This is a genomic window from Luteitalea sp. (assembly GCF_044337415.1).
GTDB lineage: Bacteria > Acidobacteriota > Vicinamibacteria > Vicinamibacterales > Vicinamibacteraceae > Luteitalea.
In genome coordinates, this window is record NZ_JBIINP010000368.1 from 1 (window position 1) to 2923 (window position 2923).

The 2923-nt window shown below is 70.7% G+C and carries 3 protein-coding genes; 2 read left to right on the forward strand and 1 reads right to left on the reverse strand.

Annotated features, from left to right (window positions below; genetic code table 11):
• Together ACIRDX_RS22415 and ACIRDX_RS22420 are read left to right on the forward strand one after the other, a co-directional pair.
• The coding region (locus ACIRDX_RS22415; protein WP_396627638.1) for a response regulator at positions 1-294 on the forward strand (294 nt) is incomplete at its 5' end.
• A gap of 37 nt (positions 295-331) precedes the next feature.
• On the forward strand, positions 332-1267 hold the full coding sequence (locus ACIRDX_RS22420; protein WP_396627639.1) for a carbohydrate kinase family protein: 936 nt from the start codon (positions 332-334) through the stop codon (positions 1265-1267).
• A gap of 111 nt (positions 1268-1378) precedes the next feature.
• Here the strand turns inward: ACIRDX_RS22420 and ACIRDX_RS22425 are convergent, their stop codons facing one another.
• Positions 1379-2863 carry a flavin monoamine oxidase family protein gene (locus ACIRDX_RS22425; RefSeq protein ID WP_396627640.1) on the reverse strand — a complete coding sequence of 495 codons (1485 nt, stop codon included), beginning with the start codon at positions 2861-2863 and terminating at the stop codon, positions 1379-1381.
• Positions 2864-2923: the final 60 nt, after the last annotated feature.

Genomic DNA, 2923 nt, shown 5'->3' on the forward strand with positions numbered 1-2923 from the left:
CGCGAGTACGGCTACAAGGTGCTCGAGGCGCCCGACGTCGACAGCGCGCTGCGCTACGTCGACCATCCGAGCCTGGCCGTGGTGGTGTCGGACGTGGTCATGCCCGGCCGCAGCGGCGACGACCTGCTGACCGAGATCTCGCGCCGACGGCCCTCGCTGCCCGTGCTGCTCATGACGGGGTACTCGGAGGCGCTCCTGCAGCGCCCGGTCGACCCGGCGCACCTGCTGCGCAAGCCCTTCACGCCGACCGATCTCATCGCCAAGATCCGTCACCTGATCGACCGGCCGCGCTGACCGGCGGTCGCCCGCCCCGAGCGTATACTTGGCGACCGTGCCTACGTCCGCGTCAGACGCCCGCTGGGATGTGGTCGGCCTCGGGGCCAACTCCGTCGATTTCGTCTACCGCCTGCCGGCCGTGCCGCAGGCGAGCGGCACGTTCGCGAAGATGCGGATCAGCCGCGAGACGATCAGCTGCGGCGGCCAGATGACCACGGCCCTCGTGGCCTGCGCCCGCTTCGGCCTGCGGGCCAAGTACCTCGGCGCCACCGGCACCGACGACAACGGCCGGCGCATCCGGAAGGAACTGGCGCACCACAGCGTCGACTGCACCGACGCGATCATCAAGGACGCCCGCAACCAGTACGCCGTGATCATGGTGGACGAGGTCTCGGGCGAGCGCATCATCCTCTGGGATCGCGACGAGAAGCTCCACCTGCGCCACCACGAGATCCCCGAGCGGGCCATCGTCTCGGCGCGCCTGCTGCACGTGGACGACGTCGATCAGGAGGCGGCCATCGTCGCCGCGACGATCGCGCGTGATGCCGGCCTGGTGGTGACCAGCGACATCGATCGCCTCACGCCGCGCACCATCGACCTCGTGAAGGCGGTGACCGTGCCGATCTTTGCCGAGCACGTGCCGCCGGCGCTGACCGGCGCCACCGATCTCGAGACGGCGCTGCGCCAGCTGCGCGAGTCGCACGACGGCCTGCTGTGCGCCACGATCGGCGCCGAGGGCGCGGTGGCGCTCGACGGGACGCGCTTCATCCACTCGCCGGGCTTCAAGGTGCACGCGGTGGACACGACGGGCGCGGGCGACGTGTTCCGCGCCGGCTTCATCTACGGGACGCTGCAGGGCTGGGACACCGAGCACGTGCTGCGCTTCGCGAATGCGGCGGCGGGCCTCAGCTGCACGCGCCCCGGCGCGATCGGCGGCGTGCCTGCGCTCGACGAGATCGAGGCGCTGCTGGAGACGACCCCGGCAATTTGAAATTGGACATTCGAAATTCCTGGCGGCTCGGCCTTCGGGCCTTCGCGCGCGCGGGGCATCCCGAGGCGCGTGGCCGAAGGCCCGCGCCGCGACAATTTCAAATGTCGAATTTCAAATTGCCATGGCCACCTTGGCCTCTACGCCCAGGTCCGACGCAATCTGTCGTGCCGCGTGTACGCCCGAGTGCAGCGCGCCTTCCATGTAGCCCGTGAACGCGTAGGCGCAGTGCTCGCCGGCGAAGTGCAGGCGGCCATCCAGGCCATCCCAGAGCGTCGACCCGACGCGCATCACCTGCCCGGGCGCCGGGAACGAGTACCCGCCCTTGGTCCACGCGTCGCCCGGCCAGTCCATGAAACGCGTGGCGACCAGTGAGGCCGGCAGCGTCTTGTAGACCGGCGAGAGCACCTGCATGTAGCGGCGCGTCCGCTCCTCGGGCGTCCACGCGCGCACCTCCTCGGCCGCAGGACCGCCCGAGAAGGCATTCATGCCGATGCCCGGCCCGCGCTGGCCCTCGGTCTGCTCCCACGTCATCTGCACCGGACCGGTCGACAACAGGTTGGGCGACAGTCCCGCGCGCTTCCAGAACGGCCCCTTCACGCGCATCAGGAACTTGATGTTGGAGCCCACCTGCGGATGGATGTGGGCCGGCAGCACCGGATCGAACGCGATGCGGTTCCAGGTGGTCGGCGGCACCGCGATCACCACGTGGTCGCCTTCCAGCGTGCGCCCGTCGGCCAGCCGCACGGTGACGCCAGACGAGGCGCGCGTGACGTGCGTGACGGGCGTCTTCAGCGTGATGCGGTCGCGGCCGATGCCGTCGGCCAGCTTGCCGGCCAGCGCCTGGTTGCCCTGCGTGCAGCGCTCGGTCTCCGAGTCGGTCCAGAAAGCCTCGATGCCGCCGCCCTTCACCATCGCGAGGTGCGCGAGATAGCTCTGCCACTCGGTGCGCACGCCGTTGTCGGCCGTCAGCATCACGTCGACGGCACGACGGCACAGCGGCGAGCACGACAACCCGGCGATCCAGTCGGCCACCGTCTTGCGGTCGAGCGCCACCGCATCATCCGACAACCACGGGCGGTCCGCGTCGACCCTGCGCGCATCGACGTTCATCGTCGCCAGCGCGGCTTCCATCTCGTCGAAGAGTTCCTTGGCCTGCGCCGCGGTGAGCGCGGTGCCGTCCACGACCACGGGCAGCACCGTGTCGGCCTCCTGCATCAGCGTGGTGGTGAGCCCGAACCGCTTCGCGTACGCCTGCCACAGGGCGTGGTTGGCGCCAATCAGCTCCGCGCCGCCTTCCACCACCTTGCCGGGCACGAAGTCGTGGAACGAGAGCACGCGGCCGCCGATCCGGGCGCGCGCCTCCACCACCTGCACGTCCACCCCCGCGCTCACCAGTTCGAACGCCGCCGCCAGCCCCGAGAAGCCCGCGCCGACGACGATGACGCGGCCGCGGCTGCCGGTCTGGGCGAACCCCTGGCTGCTGAGGAGCAGCCCCGCCCCGGCGGCCAGCGACGCCCGAAGCATGTCCCGGCGGGTGAGGCCGTGGCGCCGGTCCGGCGAGTAGCGATCGTGCAGGCGGGCGTAAAGGGAGCGCATCGAACAGGACAACGCTGCCGAGGCGCGGCGCGAACGACTCGGGGCCGGGTACCGGGTACC